The following is a 21,868-nucleotide window of genomic DNA, read 5'->3' as shown; positions in this document are numbered from 1 at the left end:
GGCGGCCCCGCCCCGGCGACTACGCCGTGAGCAGCTGCTCGCTGAGCTCCCAGAGCCGCCGCGCGGACTCGGGGTCGACCGCGTGCGGCACGACCTCGGCCGTGATCTCCTGGTCGGTTCCGAAGTCGATCGGCCGCGGCACGTCCAGCGCGGAGATGTCGTTGTCCAGCAGGTAGACACCTCCGAGGTCGGCGAGCAGCGGACTGGTCGCGGCGAAGGCGCTGGTGCTCGCGCCCTGCTGCGGGGTCTTCCGCCCGCGTTCCGGGGCGATGATCGGCCGACCGGCGTCGTCGATGAGTCCCATCGCCCGCAGCTGGTCCTCCGGCACGGCCTCGCCGTCCTCGGGCCGGGACGGGCCCAGGTCCGTGCCGATGATGACTCCGGGATGCACGGCGTAGCCCCGGATCCCGTCGGCGGCCCACCTCCGGTCGAGTTCGACGGCGAACAGGACGTTGGCCGTCTTCGACTGGCCGTAGCCGAGCATCGGCTCGTACCCGGTGGCGAAGTGCGGGTCGTCCCACCGGATGCCGGAGATCCGGTGGCCGCCGGAGGTCATGTTGACGACGCGGGCGCCACGAGCGGCGCGCAGCGCGGGCAGCAGACCGAGGGTCAGCTGGAAGTGGCCGAGGTGGTTGGTGGCGAACTGCGATTCGTAGCCGCGCGCGTCCCGCACCAGCGGCCCGCCCATGATTCCCGCGTTGTTGAGCAGGGCGTGCAGCGGGCGGCCGGAGTCCCGGTAGCGGGCGGCGAAAGCCTCGATCGACGCCGGGTCGAGGAGGTCCAGCCGGTCGACCTCGACGCGCTCGATCCCGGCGAGCGCGGGAGCGGCCCGCTCCGGGTTCCGCGAACCCACGGTGATGGAGGCGCCGGCCTTGCTCAACGCCCGGGTCGTTTCCAAACCGAGCCCGACGTGGCCGCCGGTGACGATGATGTTCTTGCCCGACAGGTCGATGCCGTCGAGGACCTCGTCCGCCGTCGATGCGGCGGTGAAACCAGTTCCGATGGGGTGCTGCTTGTGCGTCATACGACCACGCTAAGCACGCGTGCTCGTACTGTGAATCATTGAAGGTCCGGACTATTTGCGCGAGAGTACGGGCATGGTCGATCAGCTGTCCGAGATCTTCGAACTCGTCGAGGTCCGCGGTCTGCTCTCGGGCGGGTTCGCGACGCGGGGCCCGTGGGTGGCGAGCGGAGCCGTCGAGACCCCGCTGAAGTTCTTCGCGATGGTCTCCGGCCGCGCCCGGGTGCGCACCGACGGCGTCGACGAGCCGATCGAGCTCCAACCCGGCGACGTCGCCATCCTGAACAACCGCTCCTGGCTGCACGCCGAAGGCGGCACCGGCGACGGGCCGCCCCGCGAGATCTCACCCGAGGAAGGCTTCCCCTCCCCGCACCTCAGCGGCGCCGACTTCGGCACCGACGACGTGCTCATCGGCGGGCGCATCGACCTCAACCCGACCGGGGACGCACTGCTGCTGCAAGCACTTCCGCCGCTGGCGCACGTGCGCGGATCGGGCGTGTCGGCGACGAACCTCCGGGGCGGCATCTACCGGCTGTTCGAGGAGGTGCGCCAGGACCGGATGGGGTCCGCGTTCGCCGTCCGGCAGCACTGCCAACTCCTGCTGCTGGAGGTGCTGCGCGCCTACGTCGACCAGACCGAACTCCCTCCCGGCTGGCTCAAGGCGCTGGCCGACGAACGCTTGCGCCCCGCGCTGGACCTCATGCACGCCGACCCCGGAAAGCCTTGGGGCCTGGAGGAATTGGCGCAGGCCGCAGCGATGTCGCGCACGACCTTCGCCGAACGCTTCCGCACCGCGGCGGGCACGCCGCCGCTGACCTACCTGCACCGCTGGCGGATCCTGCTGGCACAACGCGCCCTCCGCGACGGCGACACCCGAGTCGGCTCACTGGCGACCGAACTGGGCTACGCCTCGGAGAGCGCCTTCAGCACCGCGTTCAAACGAGAAGTGGGCGAATCACCACTGCGGTACCGACAGCGGATCCGCGACGAACCCCGCGCCCGCACCGACCGGCAGCGCGCATGACGCACTGCTCGCCATCAGGATCGAACCTCGAAGCGACCAGCACGAACACCGCCTAGGAACGAGGACCAGGAGTCGGCGCTCACCAGCAGCACTCCGCCGTCCGGAGCCTTCGAGTTGCGGGCCGCGACGGCGTGACCAGTGTGAGCGACCTCAACACAGTTCGTGTAGTTCGTACTCCGGCTGCTCTTCCGCCAATCCAGATGGGCGCTCTCGACGCAGTTCGTGTAGTTCGCGCTTCGGCTGCTCCTCCGCCACCGGAGGGTGGATGGATCCAGTGCGGCCATCGTCTTCTCCTGCCCGTCGCTCGATCCGAGATCAGCCGTCGAAGCGACCGGCACGAACGCCGTGCAGGAACGAAGACCAAGAGGTGGCACCGAACAGCAGGACACCGCCATCCGGGCTCTTCGAATCCCGCGCAGCGACAGCGCGATCGGCGCACGCGACCTCAACGCAGGTGCGCGTTCCGTTGCTGTAACTACTCTTTCGCCAGTGCAGAGCCATCAAGTCGTTCCGCTTCAAGGCTTCCTCCAACCTCACCATGCTGATACCACCGATCGGCGGTGTGTCTGGCCAACTCGACCGACTCCTCCGGGGATAGCGCGGTCTTGCGGAACCGGAGCACAATCTCCGCCACCGAATCGGCCCGTGCGGATGCCATTCAGGAACGATGTCCATGATGCCGCACCGAACAGCAGGACACCGCCGTCCGGATTCTTCGAATCCCGCGCAGCGACGGCGCGATCGGAGCGTGCGATCTCGACGCAGGTGCGCGTTGCGCTGCTGTAGCTACTCTTTTTCCAGCGCAGAGCCATCAAGTTGTTCCGTTTCAAGGCTTCCTCCAACGGCAGCGTGCTGGTACCACTGATCGGCGGTGTACCTGATCAGCTCGACCGACTCGTCCGTGGGTAGCGCGGTCTTCCGGAGCCGACGCAGAACCTCCGCCGCGTCAGCAACGATATTGGCCTCCTCGACGTATGACGAGGATCCGATGTTCTCGCACAGCACAAGGTCGGCGTGATCAGCGAACTCCAAGTGGGAGAACTGCCCATCGATTCCTGCATGTGCACCGACTCCGACCTTCAGCACCTGCACGTTCACGTTCGGACGCGCCGCGACAGCAGCGATTCGCCGGAGCTGGTGATACATCACCTCCGCACCGCCAACTGGGCGTTGCAACACCGCTTCTTCGATCAAGAACTCGAACTGACGTGAGCTGAGCAGCAGAGTTTGCCGTTCAACCCGTTGCTTCAGCAGCGCGTCGAGATCAACAGATGGATTCAACGAGGCCACCGCGTCAGCGACCGCTGCCACATAATCAGGCGTTTGAAGCAACCCCGGCACGAACATCGTCTGGTAGACGCTCAACGAAGTAGCTTCATACTCGAAGTTTCTGATCGTGCCCCACGCGCTGACGACCGATTCCGGATCACCTGGCCGAACGCTCCACCAGTTCCGGTCGCCGCCGTGGCGCACCAGCTCCAGGACCTCTGCCCGCTCCGCCGTGGGCACGCGGTAAAGTCCCAGCATGGCGGCGACGTCGTCGGCGTTGAGGCCGCGATGGCCGGACTCCATCCGGCTGATCTTGCTCATCGAAATCCCGAGCGCCTGCGACACTTCCTGAGCCCCCAGTCCGCTGCGTTCCCGGAGCTGGCGGATTCGGCTCGCGACGCGGCGAGTTCGGACTGGAACGGCGTTTCCCGCACTCATGGTGTCCCCTTCTGTCGATCTCGGGGACAGCTTCACCAGTTGCCGGCGTGGCAAGCCAGCATGATCACTCGAAAGACTCATTGCGTGCCACCGCGGGAACTCTCGAAGGTCTGCACACCAACAGGATTCGAGTTTTGGGAGGCGCAATGTCCGACACCACTTGGGAAATTCCGGCGACGGCGAGAACGGGTGGCATCACGATCGCGCTCGGGTGCCAGAGCATCGCGATCACCCAAGGCGATGTGGAGATCAAGGCCATGAAGGAGCAGCTCGGCGAGCTCGCCGACAAGCTCTACTACCTCGACATGGCGTTCCAGGCCGACGCGGAGACCATCGTCGAAGCCCTCTGCTCGCGTTGACCGGTGCCGGGCCTCCTTCCGGGGTTCGCCGCGTCACGACTGCGGCGAGTCCAGACCCGCGTCGTGCACGAGCAGGGCGATCTGCACGCGGTTGTTGAGGTCGAGCTTGGTCAGGATCGCCGACACGTGGGTCTTGACCGTCGCCAGGCCGATGTGGTTGCGGGCGGCGATCTCCGCGTTGGAGCGCCCGGCGCCGATCTCGATCGCCACGGTCCGTTCGCGGTCCGCGAGCGGAGCGAGCTTGCGGCGTGCCGCGTCGCGACGGGTGTCCTGCTCGCCCCCGGCTACGCGATCGATGAGCCGGCGGGTCACCTCCGGGGAGAGCACGGGACGCCCCTGCGCGACCTGCCGGATGGCGAGGACGAGCTCGTCCGGCGGGGTGTCCTTGAGCAGGAAACCGGCCGCCCCGGCCCGCAGGGCGCGCAGCACGTGCGCGTCGGCGTCGAACGTGGTGAGCACGACGACCTGCGGTGCCCGCCGGCGGCGGCGCAGCGTCTCGGTCGCTTCGAGCCCGTCGGTGCCGGGCATCCGGATGTCCATCAGCACGACGTCCGGCGCGTGGCGATCCGCCAGCTCCACCGCCTCGGCGCCGTCGCCCGCTTCGGCGACCACCCGCACGTCGGGGGCGCCTCGCAGCATCATGACCAGGCCGAAGCGGACGATCGGATCGTCGTCGGCGACCAGCACGTCGATGCGCGGTTCGGAATCGCTCACGCCGGACACGGTAGCCACACCCCGACCCGCCATCCGCCGGACGCGGTCGGGCCGTGGTCGAGCCGCCCGCCGACGAGCGCGGCCCGCTCGCCCAGCCCCCGCAGCCCTTCCCCGGAACCGAGGGGCCGCGTGGAGGGTGCGGGCGGCGGCTCGTTGATGAGCTCGGCGGCCACGTGGTCGCCGAGTTCGCCGGTGATCCGGAGGACGAGGGGCGCACCGGGCGCGTGCTTGCGGGCGTTGGTCAGGCCTTCCTGGACGAACCGGTAGAGCGTGCGGCCCACCGTCGCGGGCAGCGGGAGGCCACCGGTCGTCGCACCGCAGGCGTCCTGCACATCGACCGGGGTTCCGGCGCGCTCGCTCTCGTCGATCAGCTCGACGACGTCCGCCACGTTCGGCAGCGGGAGCTCGCCCACCGGGGCGCGCAGCACGCCGATCACCTCGCGCAGGTCCTGCAGCGCGCGGTGCGCGTTCTCGCGCACCACCTCCGAAGCCCGCGCGATCTCCTCGTCCGACGCGCCGCGGTGGTAGGTCAACGCGCCCGCGTGCACGCTGAGCAGCGACAACCGATGACCGAGCACGTCGTGCATCTCCCGCGCGAGGGCCTCCCGCGCCTCGTGCTGGGATCGCTCGGCCCGCAGCCGCGCCGCCACCTCCGCCGCGGCGGCCCGCTCCCGCAACGACGCGATGAGCTGCCGCCTGCTGCGCACGAGCAGACCGGACACGGCCACGCAGATGATGATCGTGACCTGGAGCGCGATCAGCATCGACAGCGACGTCGTCGGTTCGGGACGCACCAGCAGGAAAGCCCCGAACGACAGCAGATTGCCCACCGCCAGCACGGCTGTCGCCCGCGCCGAACGGTGCACGGCCACGGTGAACAGCGCGGCCAGCGACGCCGCCGAGACGAACAGCGAGACGGTGCTCAGCAGGACCAGGACGATCGCGAGCACCAGCGGGAAGCGGCGCCGCCACCACAGCGCGAGGCACCCGAGCGCGCCGATCGCGTAGTCCAGGTGCAGCGCCCAGAGCGGCATCGTCGGCGGGGCCTCCCACCAGTTCACCGCCGGGAGGAACCCGACCAGGGCCGTGAGCACGACCAGCCCGCCATCGACGATCCGGTTCCGGAGCGCCCCCCGCCGATCTCCTGCTGTGCCGTCCACCGTGCCGAGCGTAGGTACCGGCCGCGCGTGACCACCTCCCCCTCATGGCTCCCTCCGCTCCGACTTTGGTCGGGCGATCCGATGCCGTCGACCGATCCGCGCCCGCGGCAGGCCGCCCTACCGTCCACGTCGAACCCGGCCTGGAGCAGAGGAGAAGCAAGTGTTGTCACGTGTGACCCGATCGTCGTTGGCGGCGGTGGCCTTACCGCTGCTGCTGCTGGCGACCGGGTGCGATCACCCGCCCTTGCCCGCCAAGCCGCCCCTGCCCTCCCTGCCCCAGGCGGCCGTGGCACCGGAGAAGCTGGCGCGCTTCTACGACCAGGAACCCGCGTGGGGCCCGTGCGCCGACTACGCCACCACCGACGGAGATCGGGAGGCGTTCGCGAACCCCGGGTTCGAGTGCGCCCGCGTCGAGGTGCCGCTGGACTACGACCGGCCGGAGGGGCCGACCGCGCAGATCGCGATGCTGCGCATCCCGGCTCGCGGCGAGCGGATCGGCTCCCTGCAGTACAACCCGGGCGGGCCCGGCCAGTCCGGGATGAGCGTCGCGGCGACCATGCTGGCCGATCCGCTGACCACCAGCCCGATCGGCGAGAAGTTCGACCTGATCGGATTCGACCCGCGCGGAACGGGTGCGTCCACCCCGGCGCTGGACTGCTTCACCGACGCCGAACGCGAAGACGGCGCGCTGACGATGCTGTTGCGGTTCGGCGCCGTGGACTGGACCGAGCAGCAGGCTCGTGACCTGGCCGATCAGTGCGCCGAGCGATCGGGCGGCTCCGACGTGCTGGAGCACGTCGGCACCCGAGACGCCGCGCAGGACCTGGACATCATCCGCGAGGTGCTCGGCGACGAGAAGCTGAACCTGCTCGGGCAGAGCTACGGCACCCGGCTGGGCGCCGTCTACGCCGAGATGTTCCCGGAGAACGTCCGCGCGTTGGTCCTCGACGGGCCGCTCGACCCGGCGGCGAAGACCCTCGACCGGTTCGAGGCGCAGATGACGGTGACTCAGCGGAGCTTCGACGAGCTGGCCGCGTTCTGCGCCACCGGCCCGGCATGCCCGCTGGGCACCGACCCCGCGCGGGCGACCGAGAACTTCCAGAACATCGTGCGGCCCCTGCTGGACGCTCCGGTCCCGGCACTCGACGGCCGGCGGCTCACGTTCAACGACGCCATCGACGCCACGATCACCGGTCTCGCCGACGAAGCCGCCTACCCGGTCCTGGTGCAAGGCCTCACGGAACTCACCAGCGGCAGGGGCGACATGCTGCTCGCGATGCGCGACGCCGCCTCCAGCCGTGCACCCGACGGGAAGTACAGCAACGCGCTCGAAGCGAACCTCGCGATCAACTGCCTCGACGAGGACCGCCGGACCCCGGCCGAGGAGACCGCGCTGAAGCGCGCCGTCTACGCGGCCGCGCCCTTCACCGACCCGGGTCGTCCGGTGGTCGACGCCCACGACGGGTGCGAGGACTGGCCGGTGCGGCCGACCCTCGGAATCCCCTACGCCGAAGGGATCGAAGGCCTGCCGCCGACCCTGGCGGTGGCGGCGACGGGCGATCCGCTGACGCCGTACGAGGGCGGGGTGAACCTGGCCGAGACGCTCGGCAGCAGCCTGCTGACCGTCGACGTCGCCCGCCACGGCACCGTCCTGCTCGGCGGCAACGCCTGCGTCGACGGCATCGTCGCCGACTACCTGGAGACCTCGCGCACGCCGCCCGAGGGCGCGCGGTGCGCCGGATGAGCGGTTGAGCTCCGCACCGGCAGCGTGACGACGGGCTGAAGCGGGCGACGATCCGGCGGATCGTTGCCCGCGCCGTCATGCCGTCGAAAGCCGGGCAGGTCGCGCGCCCCGGCGGACCGCCGCCCGCTCGGAAGTGGGATCCGAAACCCGGCCACCGCTCGCACAGGTCCCGCGCCGTCCCCGGACACCGCCCTGTTACGTTCGCGCCGCAGGCGACACTGGGGGAACAGGACGCGAACGTGGCACCTTCCGACGACATGCTGCCCGGACACACCGAGCCGCGGCGTGCACCGCGAGAGCCGGACGACTCGGGCCGGGGTGGGCGCCTCGGGTACATCGCCTCGCAGATCGTGGTGCGGCTGCTGGTGCTGCTGGTGTTCCACACCGTCATGGGCGCCACCGGGATCACGACGACCGACGGCACGCCCACCGACCGCGGCACGGCGCTGGCCACCCGGTGCGAGCGGGTCGGCCCTGTCAGCATGTCCGGCCTGGGCTGGTGGTGGGTCTGCGACGCCACCGTCACCTGGGAGGACGGCTCCAGCGAGCAGCGCACCTTCAAGTTCTCCGACCTCACCCCGGACAACCGCACGACGCCGGCCCCGGTCGAACGCCGCGAGCTCGACAACCGAGGCAGCAACGTCGTCATCGCCGACCCGGCCGCGCCCGCCGCGCTGGGCTGGGCGCTGTTCGTCCCGCTGCTCGGGCTGGCGCTGCTCGGAGTCCGCATCCCCGGAATTCCGCCGCACGGCCCGGATCCGGAACGCCGCAGGCGGGCCCGGCTGGGGATCTGGCCGCCCGCGATCCTCGCCGCCGGGTGGTGGCTGGTCGTCGCGGGCGGGCTGGGCAGCGGTTCGCTCGACGTCCTGACGTGGTCGCCGGTGGTCGTGATCATCGCCGGTCACGCGTTCCTCGCCGTCGGCGCCGCGTTCGCCATCGCCCGGCGGCGCCACGGCTACCCGGACCGGGAACCCCCCGTCGCCACCGGCGGGCTGCTGCTGCGCGCGAACCTGCTGCTCGGGCTCGGCGTCGTCGGCGTCGTCGGCGGGCTGCTCAGCGGGCAGCCTGCGACCGGGATCGTCGCGCTCACCGCGTTGCCGCTGGTCGCCGCCGGGTTCGGCGTCCGCGGCCGACTCGTCGCGGGGCGCCTGCGCGCCCTGAGCTGACCCCGGAGCACGCCCGAACGGCCGTGGCACGAGGATGGACGCGAGCGCTGGGGGCGCTCGTGCCGGTCGGTCCGTCCTGCCGCGAGGAATCCTCCGGGATTCGGGAAACCATCAGGGCCCCTCGGATCGTCGATCTCGATGGACCCGGTCCGACCTCAACCGGCACGAGGCCGCACCGCACCAAGCACGACACTGGGGAAACAACATGAATCAGCAGTCACCGCAGCAGTTCCTGGAATCGCTGCAAACCCGCGCCGACGAGATGGTGCAGCAGTCCCAGCAGATCCAGGAGCAGCTCGGCTCGCTCACCGAAACCGCCACCGAAGGCGGCGTCTCGGTCACCGTCGGCTCCAACGGCGCGCTCCAGGACGTGCAGTTCGACCGGAGCTCGATGCAGCGCGGCCCGTCCGAGCTGCGCGCCGCGATCCTGCGGCTGTCCGCGCAGGCGCAGGGCGCGGTCGCGCACAAGGTCGCGCAGACCGTGGAGCCGTTCGCGGGCGCCTCGGCGATGGAATTCCTGCGAACTCAGCTCCCCGCGGAACCGGACGAAGGCGCCGCGAGTCGCAACGACGATCCGGACTTCGACGACGAGCCGCCGCGAAGCTACCTTCGCTGATCAACGGGAGCAGCAGACCATGTTCAACGTCATGCCGGCGCGGCTGACCACGCATTCGCAATGGCTCGCCGGACTCGCGGGCGACATCGCCGCGGCAGGACAGCAGGGCGCGGGAGTCTCGTTCGGCGTCGACAGCTTCGGCCTGGTGGGCCAGCTCTTCGCGGATCAGGCCCGGCAGACCTCGCAGCAGGCCGCCGCCGAGATCCAGAAGTTCTCCGAGCTGACCAGCGACCTCGGTGATCGGGTGAGCGCGACCGCGACCGACTACCAGGACATCGACGACAAGAACTCCGACGATCTCGGGCAGGTGCAGATATGACCGGGATGTTCACCGACACCGGCAGCGAAGCGGTCCAATCCGGCGCCGTGACCGCGGGCGCGGGGATCGTCGACTCCGCTCGGGCGACCTGGACGGCGTTCAACAACGAGGACTGGGGCGAGTTCGCCGCCAGCGCCGGGGTGCTCGCGCTGGACGGGCTGATCACCGCCATCGACCCGATCGGTTCCGCGCTGGCCGCCGGGGTCGGCTGGCTCATGGAGCACTTCGCGCCGCTGCGCGAAGTCCTCGACTTCCTCGCGGGCGACCCGAACGCGATCAAAGCGGGCGCGGACACCTGGCAGCAGGTGAAGGCCGACCTGGAGAAGCTGGCCGCGGAGATCCCCGGGCAGGTCCAGTCGGACTGCGCCGAGTGGCAGGGCCAGGCCTGCGACGCCTACCGGCAGCGGTCCGCGGAACTCGCCGAAGGCGTCGAAGCCATGTCGGTCAGCGCGGGCACCGCCTCCGGCGCGATGGCGACCGCGGGCACCATGGTCGCCACCTGCCGCGGCCTGATCCGGGACATCATCGCCGCCATCGTCGCCGAACTCATCAAGGGCGCGCTGGCCGCGCTCGCCGGCTCCGTCATCAGCTTCGGCGCGACCGTCGCCGGCTACCTCGGCTACGCGGCCGGACGGATCGGGATGACCCTGTCCAAGATCGCCACGAAGATCAGCCAGCTGCTCGGCAAGCTCGGCAAAGCCGGAACGCACCTGGCCAAGGCCCTCGACGACATGGCCGAGGCGGGCGCGAAGGTCGGCGCCAAGCTCACCACCGGTGGAGCGAAGGTGTTCCCGGCCTCGCCGGGACTCGGCGGAGCCGCCACCGCCGCCGGGCAGGCCACCTCCCGCGCGTCGGACGCGGCGGGCTCCGCCGCGAGCGCCGTCGGCAGGGGAAGCGAAGCGCTCGGCACCGCCGGGACGCGCGGCGCCGACGCGGCGGCCGGCCTCGGCAAGAGCGCCGAACAACTCGGCGGACGCGGCGTCGGGCTGATGGGCAACGCCGACGACCTGGGCCGCTCGGCGCAGAACGCCACCAAGTCCTTCGTCGACGACGCCACGCTGTGGCGGGAAGGCGGCAGCATCAACAACGCCGCCGCCCGCGAAACGGCGGAGGCCGTGTCAGACGTCCGTACGGGCGAAAGCCAGCTCGCGCGCGGCGCCTTCGGCTCGGAGCAGTACCACGAGCAGACCTACGACGAGGACAACGGCACGAACTACTACGACACCTCGCACCGCCTGTCCGGCACCATCCCCTCCGCGGAAGAGCACTTCCCGAAGTGACGCCGAGGTGCCCCAGCACTTCCCCGGACATGCGAACGGCCCCGCCGATCCGAGGATCGACGGGGCCGTTCGTGCCGCGAAATCAGGACTCCAGCAGCACACCCAGTTCGTCGCGCACCCTGCGCGCCGCCGAGCGCAGGTCCGCCACGGACGGGCCGTGGCGCAGTACGTCTCGGGCCGTGGCGGGCAGGACCGAGGGCAGGGCCGCGCCGAACGTGGCGCGCAGGCTCTGCACGGTGGCGCCCTGGGCTCCCAGGCCGGGGGCCAGGATCGGGCCGTTCAGGCGGGAGAAGTCCAGCTCGCCCGGCTTGATCGTCGCCCCGGCGACCACGCCCACGTAGCCGTACGGGTCGGCCCCGGCGTTGTTCTCCCCTGCCGCGTCCACGATGGACTGGCCGACGGTGCGGCCGTCGTCCGCAGTGGACCGCTGCAGCGCCGCGCCCTCCGGGTTCGAGGTGCGGGCCAGCACGAACACGCCGCGCCCGGTCTGCTCCGCGATGCCCAACGCCGGTGCCAGCGAACCGAAACCGAGGTACGGCGACACCGTCAGCGCATCGGCCGCCAGCGGCGAGTGCTCGTCGAGGTAGGCGTTCGCGTACGCCGTCATCGTCGAACCGATGTCGCCGCGCTTCACGTCCAGCAGCACCAGCGCGCCGGCCTCGCGGGACGCGGCGACGACCTTCTCCAGGACCGCCACGCCCGCCGAGCCGTACACCTCGAAGAACGCCGACTGCGGCTTGAGCACCGCGAACTCACCGGCCAGCGCCTCCACCGCCGTCATCGCGAACCGCTCCAGCGCGGCGGGGCTCTCCTCCAAGCCCCACGCGTTGAGCAGCGCCGGATGCGGATCGATGCCCACGCACAGCGCGCCGCGGGCGGCGACCGACTCCGCGAGCCGCCGCCCGAAACCGGCCCGGACCGTCACCGGCGCTCACCGCCCTGGCGCAGCGCGGCCTGCAGCGCCTGCAGCGGGCGCACGCCGATGCTGCCGCGGATGCCGGCTTCGATGCCCTGCACCGCCGCCGCGGCGCCCTGCACCGTGGTGATGCACGGGATGTCGCGCGACACGGCGGCCGTGCGGATCTCGTAGCCGTCGACGCGCGGACCGGGATTGCCGTACGGGGTGTTCACGACCATGTCGATCTCACCGGCGCGGATCAGGTCGATGACGTCGCGGTCCGCACCGGACTCGTTGTGCTTGCGGACCTCCTTCGCCGGAATCCCGTTGCGCCGCAGCACATCCGTGGTCCCGGCCGTCGCGAGGATCTCGAAGCCCAGGTCGGCGAGCCGCTTGACCGGGAACACCATGGAGCGCTTGTCCTTGTTCGCCACCGACACGAACACGGTGCCCGAAGTCGGCAGCGAACCGTAGGCGGCGGACTGGGACTTCGCGAACGCCTGCCCGAAGGAGACGTCGATGCCCATCACCTCGCCGGTCGACTTCATCTCCGGCCCCAGCAGCGAGTCCACGCCGTGGCCCTCCGGGGTGCGGAAGCGGTGGAACGGCAGGACCGCCTCCTTCACCGCCACCGGAGCGTCCATCGGCAGGTCCGCGCCGTCGCCCGTCGCGGGCAGCACGCCCTCGCCGCGCAGGTCGGAGATGCTGGCGCCCAGCATGATGCGGGACGCGGCCTTCGCCAGCGGTGCCGCCGTCGCCTTCGACACGAACGGCACCGTGCGCGACGCCCGCGGATTCGCCTCCAGCACGTAGAGCACGTCGTCCTTCAACGCGTACTGCACGTTGAGCAGGCCCAGCACACCGATGCCGTGCGCGATGGCCTTGGTGGACTCGCGCACCTTCTCGATGTCCTGGCGCCCCAACGTGATCGGCGGCAGCGCGCACGCCGAGTCGCCGGAGTGGATGCCGGCCTCCTCGATGTGCTCCATCACGCCGCCCAGGTACACGTCGGCGCCGTCGCACAGCGCGTCCACGTCGATCTCGATGGCGTCGTCGAGGAAGTTGTCCACGAGCACCGGGTGCTCCGGGGTGACCTCGGTGGCGCGGGCGATGTAGTTCTCCAGCGACGCCTCGTCGTAGACGATCTCCATGCCGCGGCCGCCGAGCACGTACGACGGGCGCACCAGCACCGGGTAGCCGATCTCGTCGGCGATGCGCTTGGCCGCGTCGAACGACGTGGCCATGCCGTACTTCGGCGCGGGCAGGCCCGCCTTGCGCAGCACGTCGCCGAACGCGCCGCGCTCCTCCGCCAGGTGGATCGCCTCCGGCGGCGTGCCCACGATCGGCACCCCGGCGTCGGCCAGGCGCTGCGCCAAGCCCAGCGGCGTCTGGCCGCCGAGCTGCACGATCACGCCGACGACCTCGCCGGAGGCCCGCTCCGACTCGACGACCTCCAGCACGTCCTCGAACGTCAGCGGCTCGAAGTACAGCCGGTCCGCCGTGTCGTAGTCCGTGGACACCGTCTCCGGGTTGCAGTTGACCATGACGGTCTCGAACCCGGCGTCGCGCAGCGACGTGGCCGCGTGCACGCAGGAGTAGTCGAACTCGATGCCCTGGCCGATGCGGTTCGGGCCCGAACCCAGGATGATCACCTTGGGACGGTCGCGCTGCTCGGTGACCTCCGACTCCGCGGCGGGGTCGAGCTCGTAGGCCGAGTAGTGGTACGGGGTGCGGGCCGCGAACTCGGCCGCGCAGGTGTCCACCGTCTTGTACACCGGCCGCACCGCCAAGCGGTGCCGCAGCGACCGCACGCCGTCCTCATCGGACAGTTCCGGGCGCAGCGCGGCGAGCTGGCGGTCCGACAGACCGGAGCGCTTCGCCCGCCGCAGCAGGTCCGCGTCCAGCACCGGGGCCGCCGAGAGCTCGGCGCGCAGCTCCACCAGCGCGGCGATCTGATCCACGAACCACGGGTCGATGCCCGAGGCCTCGTGCACCTGCGCCACGCTCGCGCCCAGCCGCAGCGCGCGCTCCACCGCGTAGAGCCTGCCGTCGTGCGCGGTGCGCAGGTCGTCCAGAGTGGACTCCAGCGTCGCGCCTTCCGGGTCGTCCTTCGTCCAGAAGCCGATCCGCGAGGTCTCCATGGAGCGCAGCGCCTTGCCCAGCGCCTCCTGGAAGCTGCGGCCCAGCGACATCGCCTCGCCGACGCTCTTCATCGTCGTCGTCAGCGCCGGGTCCGCGCCGGGGAACTTCTCGAAGGCGAACCGCGGCACCTTCACCACCACGTAGTCCAGCGTCGGCTCGAAGCTCGCCGGGGTCTCGCCGGTGATGTCGTTGCTGATCTCGTCGAGCGTGTAGCCGATGGCCAGCTTCGCGGCGATCTTGGCGATCGGGAAGCCCGTCGCCTTCGACGCCAGCGCCGAGGAGCGCGACACCCGCGGGTTCATCTCGATCACGACCATGCGCCCCGTCTCCGGGTGGATCGCGAACTGGATGTTGCAGCCGCCGGTCTCCACGCCCACCTCGCGCAGCACGTCGATGCCGACGTTGCGCATGTGCTGGTACTCGCGGTCGGTCAGCGTCATCGCCGGGGCCACCGTCACCGAATCACCGGTGTGCACGCCCATCGGGTCGATGTTCTCGATGGAGCAGATCACGACCACGTTGTCCGCGTGGTCGCGCATCAATTCGAGCTCGTACTCCTTCCAGCCGAGCACGCTCTCCTCGATGAGCACCTCGTGCACCGGGGACTCGGTGAGGCCCAGCGTGGCCATCCGCTCCAGGTCCTCGGAGGTGTGCGCCATGCCGGAGCCCAGGCCGCCCATGGTGAAGCTCGGGCGGATGACCACCGGCAGCGAGTGCTCGGCGACGAAAGCGCGGACCTCGTCCATCGACTTGCACACGGCGCTCTCCGGCGCGTCGCCGCCGATGGAGCGCACGATGTCCTTGAACCGCTGCCGGTCCTCACCGCGCTCGATGGCCTCGATGTCGGCACCGATGAGCTCCACGCCGTACTTCTTGAGCACGCCGCGCTCGTCGAGGGCCATCGCCGTGTTCAGCGCGGTCTGACCGCCGAGGGTCGCCAGCAGCGCGTCGGGGCGCTCGGCCTCGATGACCTTCTCCACGAACTCCGGGGTGATCGGCTCCACGTAGGTGGCGTCGGCGAACTCCGGGTCCGTCATGATCGTCGCCGGGTTGGAGTTGACCAGGCTGACCCGCAGCCCCTCCTCCCGCAGCACCCGGCACGCCTGCGTACCGGAGTAGTCGAACTCGCAGGCCTGCCCGATGACGATCGGCCCGGAACCGATCACCATGACGTGCTTGATATCAGTGCGCTTGGACATCAGTTCCCTCACTTGCTAGGCGACGCAGTCCGTCCCGGAAGACTTGGAAGCTGCGCGAGCTGTTGTTGTCCACGTCCATGTGCGGGGCCACTTCATGCGCGAGGGCCAGCTTCTGCAGACCGCTGACGTGGTAGTTGTGTTGCTGGAGCAGGGATTCGAGGACCCGTGAGGTGTCGGTGATCCCGTCCGGATCGCGGTACTTCGCACGCTGGGCGAGCCCGGCGGGCAGCCGGGGAAAGGCGCTTCGCAAGGCCGGAACGTCGCCGAGGAACCAGGCTTCGAGCTCCTTCACGACGATCCTGGGCAGCACCGTCCCGGCCGGTTCCGTCGCGGACGCGACGCGTAACCCGGCGTCCACGACCATCTTGGAGACCTCGGTCTTGAGCTCCAAGCAGTCGTCGCGATCCCGATCCAGCAGGATCACCAGCCGCGTTCCGGTGGCCGGAGCCCACGCGGAGTACCCGTGCAGCCGTGCCGGCAACCGGCGCAGCAGCCCCTGCTTGCCGGGGAAGACCCGCAGCTGCCACGGCGTCACGGGAACGATCTTCGGCAACAGCGCGGACAGCGCCGCCTCCGCGGACGGTTCCTCGACCAGCACCTCCAGGTTCGCCGTGCTCATCCGTCCCGTCCAGGGGGATCCAGCGGGTCACCGACGCCGAAGTAGCCCTCCATCCAGAGATCGCCGAGAGTCCCGCCCGACTCCGCCATCGCGACGACCTGCGGGATCTCGCTCGCCCTGGTCACCAGCGCGAAACCATCGGAACCGCGGTGCAAAGCCCACAGTTCCTCCAAGCGGAGTGCGTCGGCGAACTGCGGCGAATGGGTCGTGACCAGCAAGGGACTGCGCTGAGCGGCCGATCGGCACTCCTCGGCCAGCCCGTGCAGCAACCTCGGGTGCAGTTGGTTCTCCGGCTCCTCGATCCCGACGATCGACGCGGGGACGGGGTCGTGCAGAACGATCAGATAAGCCAGCAGCCGCAGCGTGCCCTCGGAGGCGAACTTTGCGTAGATCGGCTCGTCGAACGGCAGGTCCTTCAGCCGCAACGCCAGCCTGCCGTCGACCTCTTCCGGCTCGATCCGCTCCAGGTTCGGCACCCGTTGACGCAATGCCTTAAGGATCTGATCGAGGCGGCCCGGGTGCTGCTCGCGTAGGTACCGCAGCACGTTCGGCAGGTTCTCGCCGCTGCCCGAAATCCGCTCCTGCGGACCGATTTCAGCTACCGCACGAGGGTCGCCAGCACCGAGGTGCGACAGGTACCAGCTGGAGATGAACCGCCGGAGTTCTACGAGTTCAAGGAAGTCCTCGAACTGCCCCAGCGCCGGGGCTGCAAGCATGTCCGAGCCGTCCAGGGCAACGTTCCGCTCCTCGAAGACGCCCGCCCCCTTCGCGACGTCGAGCAACCGCCCCGCACCTACGCACGTGAGCGCCTCGTCGAGCACGACCGGGCGGCCGTCGTCCGCTTCGTCGATGCGGAGCAGGTAGGTCAGCCGCTGATGCAGCCCGTCCCCAGGCCGGTACGTCAGCTCGATCTCCACCGGCCCGTCGCATCCCCGGCTGCGGATCTCCGCCATCCGGCCGCGCGCGTCCCACGCCCGCCGCAGGTTCGTCGTGAACGCCTCGTGCAGGAAGGCGAACACGTCGATCACCGTCGACTTACCGCTGCCGTTCGGCCCGAACAGCACCGTCAACGGCGACAGGTTCTCGAACGTCACGTCGCGCAGCACCCGGTAGTTGCGCACCCGGAGCCGCTCGATCGACGCGCCCGGAGCCATCAGCGGGCCTCGCTCATCAGGCTGGTGAACTCGTCGAACAGGGGCGCGGCGTCGTGCGGACCGGCCGCGGCCTCCGGGTGGTACTGGACGCTGAACGCGGGGCCGTCGAGCAGGCGCAGGCCTTCGACGGTGCCGTCGTTCGGGCAGAAGTGGCTGATCTTCGCGGCGCCGAAGTCGGTGTCGAACCGCTCCCCCGCCTCGCCCTCCACGGCGAAGCCGTGGTTCTGGGCGGTGATCGCGACCTTGCCGGTGTCCACGTCGATCACCGGGATGTTGATGCCCCGGTGGCCGTAGCGCATCTTGTAGGTCCCGCGGCCGAGCGCGCGGCCCAGCAGCTGGTTGCCGAAGCAGATCCCGAACAGCGGGAGCTTGCGCGACAGCACCTCGCGGGTGAGCGCGACGGCGTGGTCGGCGGTCGCCGGGTCGCCGGGGCCGTTGGACAGGAACACGCCGTCCGGGTTCACCGCCAGCAGGTCGTCCACAGTGGACGACAGCGGCAGCACGTGCACCTCGATGCCGCGCTGGGCCATCATCCGCGGCGTGTTCGACTTGATGCCCAGGTCCAAGGCCGCCACGGTGAACTTCTTCTCGCCCTGCGCCTCGACGACGTAGGGCTCGCTCGTGGTCACGTCACCGGCAAGGTCCGCGCCCGCCATCGAATCGGAGGCCGCGACCTGCGCCACCAGCTCGTCGTCCGAGCCCACCGCCGAACCCGAGAAGATCCCGGCGCGCATCGCGCCGCGCTCCCGCAGGTGCCGGGTCACGGTGCGGGTGTCGAGACCCGCGATGCTCACGATCTCCTGGCGCTTGAGCTCCTCGTCCAGCGACCGGCGGGAGCGCCAGTTCGACGGAACCCGGGCGGGGTCGCGCACCGCGTAACCCGCGACCCAGATGCGCTGGGATTCGTCGTCCTCGTCGTTCCAGCCGGTGTTGCCGATCTGCGGCGCGGTCTGCACCACGATCTGGCGATGGTACGACGGGTCGGTCAGCGTCTCCTGGTAGCCGGTCATGCCGGTGGAGAACACCGCCTCGCCGAGCGCGCGGCCCTCCTGGCCGTAGGCGACGCCGCGGAAGATCCGGCCGTCTTCGAGCACCAGTGCCGCCGGGGTGTGCGCGGTCATGCCTGTCCCTCCATGTCGTCACGTCCTGCGGCAGGCGCCAATGCCCGCACCGCACCCGCCCACTCGTCCTGAGTGGACTTGTCATCCGCGCGGAAGCCCGTGTCGATGCCCTGGCCCCCCAAGCGCCAGGTCACCACGAGCATCCCCGCACCGGGAACGACCTTGTTCGCCAGTTTGTGATCCACCCGCGCGTCCACCACGGACTCCGCGGGAATCCACAGCGCGCTCGCGCCCGTCCGCTCCAGCAGCAGGCCCGAACCGCGCAGCCGCGCCACCGCGTTCGCGCGGTGCCCGACGTCGCCGACCGCGATGCGGTCCTGCCAATCACCGGCCCGCGTGCTGCCCACGTAGAACCCGCTCGCGTCGGCCAGCAGCGCCGGCTGCTCGGCCACGCCCTCGGGCGCCACCGGGAACTCCGCGAGCTCCGCGGTCTGCCGCCGCTTGCGGTTGAGCCAGCCGCGCCGCATCCCGAAGTACACCAGCGCCAGCAGCAACAGCAGCGCCAGCACCCACAACGTCCGCTCCATCAGCGCCGCACCTCGCCCTCGTGCGCGGTGATCCGGCCGCGCAACACCGTCGCCAGCACCCGGCCCGGCAGCTCCACGCCCTCGAACGGCGTGTTCGCCGAGATGCTCGCCAGCTCAGCACCCCGCACCGTCCAGCGGACGTCGGGGTCCACCACGGCCAGGTTCGCGGGCTCGCCCACCGCGATCGGACGGCCCTGGTCGGCCAGTCCGGCGATCTCGGCGGGCCGCTCGCTGAGCACCCGCGCCACGCCGCGCCAATCCAGCAGGCCCGGCTCCACCATCGTGCGCGCCACCACGCCCAGCGCGGTCTGCAGGCCGAGCATGCCCGGCTTCGCCGCCGACCACTCGCAGTCCTTGTCCTGCGACGCGTGCGGCGCGTGGTCGGTGGCCACGCAGTCGACGGTGCCGTCGGCCAGCGCCTCCCGCAGCGCCCGCACGTCCTCGTCGGTGCGCAACGGCGGGTTGACCTTGTTCACCGGGTCGTAGGTCGACAGCAGCTCGTCGGTCAGCAGCAGGTGGTGCGGCGTGACCTCCGCCGACACGGTGCCCGCGGACTCGCGCGACTTCCACCAGCGCAAGATCTCCGCGGTGCCCGCCGTCGACACGTGGCAGACGTGCAACGTGCCGCCGGTGTGCCCCGCCAGCAGGCAGTCCCGCGCCACGATCGACTCCTCCGCCGGAGCGGGCCAGCCCGCCAAGCCCAGCCGGGCGGCGTTCGCGCCCTCGTGGGCCTGCGCGCCGACCGTGAGCCGCGGCTCCTCCGCGTGCTGGGCCACCACCACGCCCAACGCCTTCGCGTACTCCAGCGCGCGGCGCATCACCAGCGGATCGTGCACGCACTTGCCGTCGTCGGAGAACATCCGCACCCCGGCCGCCGAACGCGCCATCGTGCCCAGCTCCGCGAGCTGCTCACCGCCCAGCCCGACCGTCACCGCGCCCACCGGGTGCACGTCGACCAGGCCGATCTCCAGGCCCCGGCGCCACACGTGCTCCACGATCACCGCGTTGTCCGCGACCGGATCGGTGTTGGCCATCGCGAACACCGCCGTGTAGCCGCCGAGCGCCGCCGCCGCCGAACCGGTCTCCACCGTCTCGGTGTCCTCGCGGCCCGGCTCGCGCAGGTGCGTGTGCAGGTCCACGAAACCGGGCAGCAGCACACCGCCCCCGCCGTGCACGACCTCGTCTGCCTCGACGTCCAGGTCCGCGCCGATCTCGGCGATCAGCTCGCCGTCGACCAGCACGTCCACCGCTTCACCGTCGCCGTAGGGACGGACTTCCTTGATCAGCACCCGGCTCATGCCGCGATCTCCTCTCCGGCGAGCAGGTGGTAGAGCACCGCCATGCGCACGTGGACCCCGTTGCGGACCTGTTCGGTGATGGCGGCGCGCGGCGAATCCGCCACCGCCGGAGCGATCTCCATGCCGCGCAGCATCGGACCGGGGTGCAGCACCACGGCGTGCTCCGGCAGCAGCGCCAGCCGCTTCTCGTTGAGGCCGTAGGCGATCGAGTACTCGCGGGCCGACGGGAAGAACCCGCCGTGCATCCGCTCCGCCTGCACCCGCAGCAGCATCACCGCGTCCACGCCCGGCAGCACCGGGTCCAGCTCGTGCACGACCTCGGCACCCCAGTGCTCGATGCCCTGCGGGACCAGCGTCGGCGGCGCCACCAGCACCACGTCGACGCCGAGGGTGCGCAGCAGGTGCACGTTGGAGCGGGCGACCCGGCTGTGCAGCAGGTCACCGACGATCGCGATCCGGCGGCCCGCGAGCTCACCGAGGCGTTCCCGCAGCGTCGCCGCGTCCAGCAAGGCCTGCGTCGGGTGCTCGTGCATCCCGTCGCCCGCGTTCACGACCTGCGTCCCGGCTTCGTCCAGCCAACCCGCCAGGCGGTGCGCCGCACCCGAAGCCGGGTGCCGCACGATCACGCAGTCCGCGCCCGCCGCCGAGAGGGTCAGCGCCGTGTCGCGCAGCGACTCGCCCTTGCCGACCGAGGACGCCGAGGCCGACACGTTGATCACGTCGGCGCTCATCCACTTGCCCGCGACCTCGAACGACACCCTGGTCCGGGTGGAGTTCTCGTAGAACATCGTCATCACGGTGCGCCCGCGCAACGTCGGAAGCTTGCGCACCTCGCGCCCCAGCAAGGTCTGCTTGAGGGTGTCCGCGGTGTCGAGCACCGCCGTCGCGGTCGCCGCGTCCAAGCCTTCGGTGGAGAGCAGGTGCCGCATCACCGCACCTCCTCAACGCGCCGGATGATCACTGAATCGGCTTCGTCGACCTCGGCCAGCCGCACCGCGACGTCCTCGGCGCGGGACGTCGGCACGTTCTTGCCGACGTAGTCCGCGCGGATCGGCAGCTCCCGGTGGCCCCGGTCCACCAGGACCGCGAGCTGCACCGCACTGGGCCTGCCCTGGTCCCGCAACGAGTCCAGAGCGGCGCGCACCGTGCGGCCGGAGAACAGCACGTCGTCCACGAGGACGACCAGCGCGCCGTCGATCCCCGACGGCGGAAGACTGCTCGGCTCCAACGGCCGATTGGGTCGTTTGCGCAGGTCATCGCGATACAGCGTGATGTCCAGGGTGCCCGTGGGCACCTCCACACCGCTGAACTCGGCGATCCGGTCCGCCAGCCGCCGCGCCAGCGGCACACCCCGGGTCGGAACACCCAGCAGCACCACGCGGGGGCCGCTCGCCGCGTCGTGCGACGCGGTGTCCAGTGCCGTCTTCTCGATGATCTGATGAGCGATGCGGGCGATCGTGCGCGCAACGTCACCGGCCGAAAGCAGCTCCCGCTGCCCGGCCGGGTCCGTCGCGCCCGCCTGCCGGCGTGACGCCACGGGCGAGCCTCCTTCCCCGCCTCACTGGACGGGTCCTTAAAGGATGGTTGATTCCCCAGTGGACCGGATGCGCCTGCACCCGCCCTCCGGTGCGAACATCGGCAGGTCACCAGGTGACCACCGACTTCGGCTTGTACGCTATCAGCGTCCCGAGGTCAATCGTCCGGGTGGTGTGGGAGTACTCGCCCTGCCGCCACACGAAGACCAACTTGACCTAGTGACACTTGCGAGCGAACATTACTCTCCGTATCAATCTGAGCTTT

At 70.6% G+C, this 21,868-nt stretch carries 23 protein-coding genes; 7 read left to right on the top strand and 16 right to left on the bottom strand.

What is annotated here, in order from left to right; genetic code table 11:
- Positions 1-19: 19 nt before the first annotated feature.
- Entirely contained in the window at positions 20-1,024 is a 1,005-nt protein-coding gene (locus tag BJ969_RS07905; RefSeq protein WP_184478166.1) for an SDR family NAD(P)-dependent oxidoreductase, read from the bottom strand.
- Positions 1,025-1,097: 73 nt separating this feature from the next.
- Here BJ969_RS07905 and BJ969_RS07900 point away from each other — a divergent pair, with 73 nt between their 5' ends.
- Positions 1,098-2,045, top strand: a complete 948-nt coding sequence (locus BJ969_RS07900; RefSeq protein ID WP_184478165.1) for an AraC family transcriptional regulator — start codon at positions 1,098-1,100, stop codon at positions 2,043-2,045.
- 14 nt (positions 2,046-2,059) lie between these two features.
- Here the strand turns inward: BJ969_RS07900 and BJ969_RS07895 are convergent, their stop codons facing one another.
- Genes BJ969_RS07895 through BJ969_RS07880 form a run of 4 tightly spaced genes read right to left on the bottom strand, consistent with a single transcriptional unit; the run spans position 2,060 to position 3,752 of the window.
- Positions 2,060-2,329 carry a DUF397 domain-containing protein gene (locus BJ969_RS07895; RefSeq protein WP_184478164.1) on the bottom strand — a complete coding sequence of 90 codons (270 nt, stop codon included), beginning with the start codon at positions 2,327-2,329 and terminating at the stop codon, positions 2,060-2,062.
- Positions 2,330-2,360: 31 nt separating this feature from the next.
- The gene (locus BJ969_RS07890; RefSeq protein ID WP_221316289.1) at positions 2,361-2,546 is read right to left on the bottom strand and encodes a DUF397 domain-containing protein; all 186 of its coding nucleotides are present in this window, start codon (positions 2,544-2,546) and stop codon (positions 2,361-2,363) included.
- 32 nt (positions 2,547-2,578) lie between these two features.
- The gene (locus BJ969_RS07885; RefSeq protein ID WP_184478162.1) at positions 2,579-2,857 is read right to left on the bottom strand and encodes a DUF397 domain-containing protein; all 279 of its coding nucleotides are present in this window, start codon (positions 2,855-2,857) and stop codon (positions 2,579-2,581) included.
- A complete protein-coding gene (locus BJ969_RS07880) occupies positions 2,832-3,752 on the bottom strand; it encodes a helix-turn-helix domain-containing protein (RefSeq protein ID WP_184478161.1) in 921 nt (306 codons plus the stop codon). The genes BJ969_RS07885 and BJ969_RS07880 overlap by 26 nt, the downstream gene beginning before the upstream one ends.
- 146 nt (positions 3,753-3,898) lie before the next feature.
- Here BJ969_RS07880 and BJ969_RS07875 point away from each other — a divergent pair, with 146 nt between their 5' ends.
- Positions 3,899-4,111, top strand: coding sequence for a hypothetical protein (locus BJ969_RS07875; RefSeq protein WP_184478160.1), 213 nt, complete (start codon positions 3,899-3,901; stop codon positions 4,109-4,111).
- Positions 4,112-4,144: 33 nt separating this feature from the next.
- Here BJ969_RS07875 and BJ969_RS07870 read toward each other — a convergent pair whose 3' ends face one another.
- Positions 4,145-4,858, bottom strand: a complete 714-nt coding sequence (locus tag BJ969_RS07870) for a response regulator transcription factor (protein WP_184478159.1) — start codon at positions 4,856-4,858, stop codon at positions 4,145-4,147.
- Positions 4,822-5,985: a histidine kinase gene (locus BJ969_RS07865; protein WP_184478158.1), complete on the bottom strand. Its 1,164-nt coding sequence runs from the start codon at positions 5,983-5,985 to the stop codon at positions 4,822-4,824. The genes BJ969_RS07870 and BJ969_RS07865 overlap by 37 nt, the downstream gene beginning before the upstream one ends.
- A 160-nt stretch (positions 5,986-6,145) precedes the next feature.
- On the opposite strand from BJ969_RS07865, the gene BJ969_RS07860 reads away from it, so the two are divergent.
- The 5 genes from BJ969_RS07860 to BJ969_RS07840 all read left to right on the top strand — a co-directional run bounded on the left by BJ969_RS07860 (position 6,146) and on the right by BJ969_RS07840 (position 11,110).
- The gene (locus BJ969_RS07860) at positions 6,146-7,729 is read left to right on the top strand and encodes an alpha/beta fold hydrolase (RefSeq protein WP_221315740.1); all 1,584 of its coding nucleotides are present in this window, start codon (positions 6,146-6,148) and stop codon (positions 7,727-7,729) included.
- Positions 7,730-7,968: 239 nt separating this feature from the next.
- Positions 7,969-8,895 carry a DUF6346 domain-containing protein gene (locus BJ969_RS07855; protein ID WP_184478157.1) on the top strand — a complete coding sequence of 309 codons (927 nt, stop codon included), beginning with the start codon at positions 7,969-7,971 and terminating at the stop codon, positions 8,893-8,895.
- A gap of 205 nt (positions 8,896-9,100) precedes the next feature.
- Positions 9,101-9,511, top strand: a complete 411-nt coding sequence (locus BJ969_RS07850; protein WP_184478156.1) for a YbaB/EbfC family nucleoid-associated protein — start codon at positions 9,101-9,103, stop codon at positions 9,509-9,511.
- A gap of 19 nt (positions 9,512-9,530) precedes the next feature.
- Complete coding sequence (locus BJ969_RS07845; RefSeq protein WP_184478155.1) at positions 9,531-9,830, top strand: type VII secretion target; 300 nt, start codon at positions 9,531-9,533, stop codon at positions 9,828-9,830.
- Positions 9,827-11,110 carry a WXG100 family type VII secretion target gene (locus BJ969_RS07840; RefSeq protein WP_184478154.1) on the top strand — a complete coding sequence of 428 codons (1,284 nt, stop codon included), beginning with the start codon at positions 9,827-9,829 and terminating at the stop codon, positions 11,108-11,110. The genes BJ969_RS07845 and BJ969_RS07840 overlap by 4 nt, the downstream gene beginning before the upstream one ends.
- An 82-nt stretch (positions 11,111-11,192) precedes the next feature.
- Here BJ969_RS07840 and pyrF read toward each other — a convergent pair whose 3' ends face one another.
- The 9 genes from pyrF to pyrR are packed head-to-tail and all read right to left on the bottom strand — an operon-like array spanning position 11,193 to position 21,605.
- A complete protein-coding gene (gene pyrF / locus BJ969_RS07835) occupies positions 11,193-12,035 on the bottom strand; it encodes an orotidine-5'-phosphate decarboxylase (protein WP_184478153.1) in 843 nt (280 codons plus the stop codon).
- Complete coding sequence (carB, locus tag BJ969_RS07830) at positions 12,032-15,349, bottom strand: carbamoyl-phosphate synthase large subunit (protein ID WP_184478152.1); 3,318 nt, start codon at positions 15,347-15,349, stop codon at positions 12,032-12,034. The genes pyrF and carB overlap by 4 nt, the downstream gene beginning before the upstream one ends.
- On the bottom strand, positions 15,333-15,968 hold the full coding sequence (locus tag BJ969_RS07825; RefSeq protein ID WP_184478151.1) for a DUF4276 family protein: 636 nt from the start codon (positions 15,966-15,968) through the stop codon (positions 15,333-15,335). Before BJ969_RS07825 ends, carB begins: the two co-directional genes overlap by 17 nt.
- Positions 15,965-17,122: an AAA family ATPase gene (locus BJ969_RS07820; RefSeq protein ID WP_184478150.1), complete on the bottom strand. Its 1,158-nt coding sequence runs from the start codon at positions 17,120-17,122 to the stop codon at positions 15,965-15,967. The genes BJ969_RS07825 and BJ969_RS07820 overlap by 4 nt, the downstream gene beginning before the upstream one ends.
- Positions 17,122-18,243, bottom strand: coding sequence for a glutamine-hydrolyzing carbamoyl-phosphate synthase small subunit (gene carA / locus BJ969_RS07815; RefSeq protein WP_184478149.1), 1,122 nt, complete (start codon positions 18,241-18,243; stop codon positions 17,122-17,124). The genes BJ969_RS07820 and carA overlap by 1 nt, the downstream gene beginning before the upstream one ends.
- Positions 18,240-18,770, bottom strand: coding sequence for a PH-like domain-containing protein (locus BJ969_RS07810; RefSeq protein ID WP_184478148.1), 531 nt, complete (start codon positions 18,768-18,770; stop codon positions 18,240-18,242). The genes carA and BJ969_RS07810 overlap by 4 nt, the downstream gene beginning before the upstream one ends.
- Entirely contained in the window at positions 18,770-20,068 is a 1,299-nt protein-coding gene (locus BJ969_RS07805; RefSeq protein ID WP_184478147.1) for a dihydroorotase, read from the bottom strand. Before BJ969_RS07805 ends, BJ969_RS07810 begins: the two co-directional genes overlap by 1 nt.
- Complete coding sequence (locus BJ969_RS07800; protein ID WP_184478146.1) at positions 20,065-20,997, bottom strand: aspartate carbamoyltransferase catalytic subunit; 933 nt, start codon at positions 20,995-20,997, stop codon at positions 20,065-20,067. The genes BJ969_RS07805 and BJ969_RS07800 overlap by 4 nt, the downstream gene beginning before the upstream one ends.
- Complete coding sequence (gene pyrR, locus BJ969_RS07795) at positions 20,997-21,605, bottom strand: bifunctional pyr operon transcriptional regulator/uracil phosphoribosyltransferase PyrR (protein ID WP_184478145.1); 609 nt, start codon at positions 21,603-21,605, stop codon at positions 20,997-20,999. The genes BJ969_RS07800 and pyrR overlap by 1 nt, the downstream gene beginning before the upstream one ends.
- Positions 21,606-21,868: the final 263 nt, after the last annotated feature.

This window comes from Saccharopolyspora gloriosae (genome assembly GCF_014203325.1).
GTDB classification, from domain to species: domain Bacteria; phylum Actinomycetota; class Actinomycetes; order Mycobacteriales; family Pseudonocardiaceae; genus Saccharopolyspora_C; species Saccharopolyspora_C gloriosae.
The sequence above is the reverse complement of the archived record's forward strand: the minus strand, read 5'-3'. Positions and strand labels throughout refer to the sequence as shown.